This window comes from Photorhabdus kayaii, assembly GCF_025384895.1.
Taxonomy (GTDB): domain Bacteria; phylum Pseudomonadota; class Gammaproteobacteria; order Enterobacterales; family Enterobacteriaceae; genus Photorhabdus; species Photorhabdus kayaii.
Genome location: NZ_JAJAFZ010000127.1, coordinates 1 through 4,596 on the forward strand (window position 1 = coordinate 1; position 4,596 = coordinate 4,596).

The window sequence follows — 4,596 nt, forward strand, 5'->3', positions numbered from 1 at the left end:
ACGGTAAAGGTATTAGGTAGCACCAAAGAAGGTGCCAAGGATTTGGCAGAAGGATTGAGTCATGCGGGTATGCAGGTCGCTGAGGCATTAACACCGGGTGGTGTGGCTGACATAATAGGTGTGGGTAAAACTGCGACGGAAGCGGCGGCTGCGAAAATTGAAGTTGTGGTGGTTAATGCAGCCAAGAGTGTTACAAAAGGAACGAAGGGTACCATAAATGAGAACGTACGCATCAATGCAAACGATCTTAAATTAACTAAAACCGTCGAAAAACACCTCATTGATATTAACAAAGCTGGGGATAGAGTTAGACCTTATGGTGATTCAAGAGCATTGATGCAAGAAATTATGGATTCTAAACTACCATCCACAGATCCAAGAGGTGTTCCAGGGGCATTAAGATGGGATGTCCCTGGGATGATGAATGGTAGCGAGGGAACTTATGAGTTAGTTGTTGATCCCAAAACTAATACTGTGCTTCATTTCTTATTCAAAAGTGGTCAATAATGCAAAACATGAATTTCTTATGGAAACCTTGTATCAAACCTCTACAGGGCAAACTTATCTATAGAGAGTCTGAGTATTCGATAGATTTTATTGATTATTCTGAGGTTGAAGTTGAAAGGAAAACAGGTAATCAAGGATGTACATCTTTAACTATTGGGACACTTCAAATTGAAGTAGGGGTTGAATCAGGTAAATTACTTTACCCATGGGGTTTATATCCATTGCAGCATTGTGAATCAAGAGAACTAATAATTCCCACTATGTTACCTGGTGAGATCTTCGTTTATCTTAACAATACTAAGTTAATTCAAGGTGTTGCTATGGACATTCCAAATATAAATTTGTGGCCCGCATTTAGGGATCCATCTACAAAGTGGATATGTATCGGTGATGATGAATTGATTGGTGGAATAACTGTTATTCAGTTTGCTGATAATGTAGCAATGGCACTTAGAAATGATTCACTAATGTCCTTATGGATTAAGCCTGTATCTGAGGAGTGAAGATTGCTCTAGTTATTGTGACTTGTACCGAGGCTGTTATTTGTCCTTTATCCATCAACATTAACCTACAACCTACGGGGATAATACTTAAGTCGTGTAGGGATTAAATGACTTAATTCTCAGTCATTCTAAACACAGCTAGACAACATGACTGAGCATATGCTGTATCAGTTATCGGTAGAAAATCAAAAAGACATCTTAGCGGCAGGAAAAGGGGATAAAGCTGCGGAAGCGCGCGTCATTGCGCGGCAGGATGCGGCGATTGCCGTCACCGCAGTGGCGGCAGGCGGCTATGCGTTGGTTTATGGCGGTCAGATACTGATTGCGGGTTCGGCTGAAATAGCAACGGCAGGGCGTGTTGCGCTTGAAGGCTGTAAAACCAATCCGGCGCTGTGCCTGAATAACGTGGGCATTTTTGTCGCTGATGCGGTTGCGCCAGAAGCGGCGGTTGGGACCGGCGTTTTGGCTGCGGGAACGCTAAAGGTATTAGGTAATACCAAAGAAGGTGCCAAGGATCTGGCAGAAGGGTTGAGTCATACCTCAAAACCGCTGTTAAGAAATGCTAAATCTGATACTGATACCGTAGCTAGTTTGATCGAAAATGAGAAGTTGTATGCTGGAAAGGGGGCGACGGCTCAATCGGTTCAGAAATGGTCAGTAGATCCAGCGACTAAAGCAGCGGATGAAGCAGGTGGTGTTTTAGTTGATGGTATTTATAAAAATAATCCTACAGCTCAGAATATAACAGGGCTTTTAACCGATTCAGGAAGAATTGGTAGCAAAAATATGAATGGTCAATTTATGTATGTTGTTGACCAAAAAGGGAATGTAATTATTGGTACTCGTAGTGGTGAGAGAATGCCACATCCAACTTTAATTGGTGGTAAAGATCCATTGGTTTTAGGAGCTGGAATAGTCGAAATTAGGGCAGGTAAAATTTACTCTATAGATAATGCTTCGGGTCATTATAAACCAAGTTCAGGTTCTTTAGATGCTGTTAAAAATGCTTTTGGTAAATTACCAGATAAATATTTTAGTAAAGATTTTCAGGGGTATAAACTATATACCCTATGGATTTCAAGATGGATCGCGACGGCAAGGGAGCGAATCCCCGGGAGCATAGATAACTATGTGACCGGGGTGAGTGAGTGCAGCCAACAAAGAGGCAACTTGAAAGATAACGGGTATATGATAAATAGTTCAGATTTAAAAGGCACGTGGGGACTATATCCTTGGTTTGATGAGGATGATGTTAATTTGATCTACCCAGATGATTTAGAATGTGTAAGAAAACTTATTTTGCATGGAAAAGTTTTCTATTGTTCAGAACAATGTGGGGAGTTTATTCGATTAAATTATGGGGATTATTCTTTTAGAGTTAAACTTGATTTGTTTAAACCAGTCAGAGAGGTTTATTTTATGGTGGGAGACAACGTAAAAGTTGTCTCTTCGCCAGATAAAAGAGGTACTATATTAAATATAGGGTGGCATCATAAAAATGATGAGCCAATCTACTATTTATCTTTTAATGGTAAAAAATCATCCAGACGCTATGCGGAAGATGAACTTATTCCAGTTCAAGAATAAACTCAGCAGGAACTTCCTTCGTCAGCCAAACGCCATTGTCAGCTAAATAGAACTTAAAGCCTTGTTGAGACATCAACAGGGCTTTTATTTTAAGTACAACTGGTTTACCGTGTCTTTGACCAACTGATATAGCTGTCTGTTCGTCATTGGATAAGTGGACATAATGACGAGAGCCTGTAACCAGTCCTTGAGTTTTAATAGAATCAAGAAACCGTGTTGTTGTACCATGATATAAAAACTCAGGCGGTGTCTGTTCAACATGTTTAATCTGAACTTGCTGAGTTGAATGACCTTGTGCTGCGCGAATTTTTACTCCATCTTCCGAAATCGTAAAACGTTTCTTATCACTGGTAGCAACAATTTGTTCGATGAGTTCCTTATTAAGTGATTCACCATGTTGATTAGCATGGGATATTAGTTTATCAATATTAACCCAGCCGTCTTGCTCAAGCGTTAGCTTTATCGCTTCGGGTTGATGCCGTAAAATGTAGCTTAAAAATTTACTTGTTTTATCAAATTGTTTACTCATACTTTTTCCTTTACCCCGATCCATCAGATAAACTGCTCCCCGAATGATTGCCAGATTAACATCGACTTAGGAGAACTTCTCGGTTAACGCCGCCGGGATTTAATGTTCTCTGCCCAGAAATATTTTCCGATTAATGATGGTGATAAACAATATTTTTATGCAACTAGTGCCGTCAACGCCGCCAAAAATCCCACATCATACCAAATATAGTTATCGATGCTGTTTCTAAAGGAAAGATTGTCGGTTATCAAGGAAAAGGTACTGGACGTCCGATTTATGAAATTACAATCAATGGACAAAAACAACGAATAGCGGTGACTACTGGCAGTAATGGCTTTATTGTTGGTGTTAATCCAGCAGGGAGTAAATAATATATGAAAAGAATAAAATTAATGGCTGATTACGATTATTATCCATTATGGCTTGATTCAGATGATGAGGTTGGGAATATTGATCCTGATGTTTTACCAATTAGTGATTCTCTTAAAGAAGAATTAAATAATTGGTTTAAACAATATGATGAAACATTAAATTTGGATGATCCCTTAAGTTCTGGATTTTCAACCCCAGAAGCAGAAATAGTCTTTAAGGAGAAAGGTCAATATCTGCGAGAAAAGCTACAAACTGAATTGAACAATGACTATGAAGTAGTATATCAGCAATGATTACTAATCCCTGATTGTTAGTTAACTGCACCCCAAAAGTTAGACACCAACTGATTAAGGTACAGTTCACTATTGGTGGTGCTATCGGCAGTAAAGCTTCGATTGCTTTGATTATAAAAATAAAGAATATTCTTAAATCGTCTAAAACTTTAATAACGTGTTATTGGTTAATTAGCTTTTCTTTAATGCTTAATAACGTTTTATTCTATCAACAAAGGTTAAAAGTTTTGAGGGTTAATAAGTCAGAAATATGATAACGGTTAGACAGGTGTTTAACCATTAACAGCGAGTGAAAATATCTCGGAAAAATAATGATATTAAATTTATTTTAGCGTTAAATCACATTGACAGTATAAAAAGAGAAATGGTTTAAATCAAACAGTAAAAAAGAGATGTTATTAGATGGGTTAAAGCAGTGTAAAGCTGGTTTAAACTATCACGGTTTTGTATAATAAATATAAAATAATAACGCTGAAAGTAATTTAATTCGTATGCCGTTAAATCATTTATTTAAGGGGGTTGTTATTCAGATTTTTCATGATTGATGATTTAATTGGTTTATGAAAAAGTTTATTCCTTGGTTTAAGGCGTTATTAAAGGCGATTCCTTTTGGAAAAAAGATTATTTTATTAAACTATTCATGTTTTTATTTATCCGTTTTCTCCAGGAGACATAAGCATTAATAAAATCAAATTTTGTTTTTCATTTTTTACTGATAGCTTTATAATAGGCAGGTTTTAGACCATTGTTAAAAAATATTGTCTTAACTCTTGGGTTAATCGGTATAAAGTTTTAACGATAGTTT

4 protein-coding genes and 1 pseudogene are annotated in these 4,596 nt (G+C 37.3%); 4 read left to right on the forward strand and 1 reads right to left on the reverse strand.

Annotated features, from left to right (window positions below; genetic code table 11):
- From LGZ98_RS22925 to LGZ98_RS24390, 3 genes and pseudogenes are all read left to right on the forward strand, one after another.
- A pseudogene (locus tag LGZ98_RS22925) lies at nucleotides 1-507 on the forward strand (hypothetical protein); the annotation flags it as partial.
- Nucleotides 507-1,010 carry a hypothetical protein gene (locus LGZ98_RS22930; protein WP_113041472.1) on the forward strand — a complete coding sequence of 168 codons (504 nt, stop codon included), beginning with the start codon at nucleotides 507-509 and terminating at the stop codon, nucleotides 1,008-1,010. The pseudogene LGZ98_RS22925 and the gene LGZ98_RS22930, both read left to right, overlap by 1 nt.
- Before the next feature lie 1,188 nt (nucleotides 1,011-2,198).
- On the forward strand, nucleotides 2,199-2,597 hold the full coding sequence (locus tag LGZ98_RS24390) for a DUF6960 family protein (RefSeq protein WP_113041470.1): 399 nt from the start codon (nucleotides 2,199-2,201) through the stop codon (nucleotides 2,595-2,597).
- On the opposite strand, the gene LGZ98_RS22940 is transcribed toward LGZ98_RS24390, so the two are convergent.
- On the reverse strand, nucleotides 2,578-3,126 hold the full coding sequence (locus LGZ98_RS22940) for an RNA 2'-phosphotransferase (RefSeq protein ID WP_113041469.1): 549 nt from the start codon (nucleotides 3,124-3,126) through the stop codon (nucleotides 2,578-2,580). The genes LGZ98_RS24390 and LGZ98_RS22940 overlap by 20 nt on opposite strands.
- 374 nt (nucleotides 3,127-3,500) lie before the next feature.
- Between LGZ98_RS22940 and LGZ98_RS22945 the strand changes: the two genes are divergently transcribed.
- Nucleotides 3,501-3,791, forward strand: coding sequence for an immunity protein CdiI family protein (locus tag LGZ98_RS22945; protein WP_113041468.1), 291 nt, complete (start codon nucleotides 3,501-3,503; stop codon nucleotides 3,789-3,791).
- Nucleotides 3,792-4,596 lie beyond the last annotated feature (805 nt).

Excerpts from the sequence above, each read along its gene's own strand:
- LGZ98_RS22930 (WP_113041472.1), top strand. The coding sequence starts at position 507 with ATGCAAAACATGAATTTCTTATGGAAACCTTGTATCAAACCTCTACAG.
- LGZ98_RS24390 (WP_113041470.1), top strand. The coding sequence starts at position 2,199 with ATGATAAATAGTTCAGATTTAAAAGGCACGTGGGGACTATATCCTTGG.
- LGZ98_RS22945 (WP_113041468.1), top strand. The coding sequence starts at position 3,501 with ATGAAAAGAATAAAATTAATGGCTGATTACGATTATTATCCATTATGG.
- LGZ98_RS22940 (WP_113041469.1), bottom strand. The coding sequence starts at position 3,126 with ATGAGTAAACAATTTGATAAAACAAGTAAATTTTTAAGCTACATTTTA.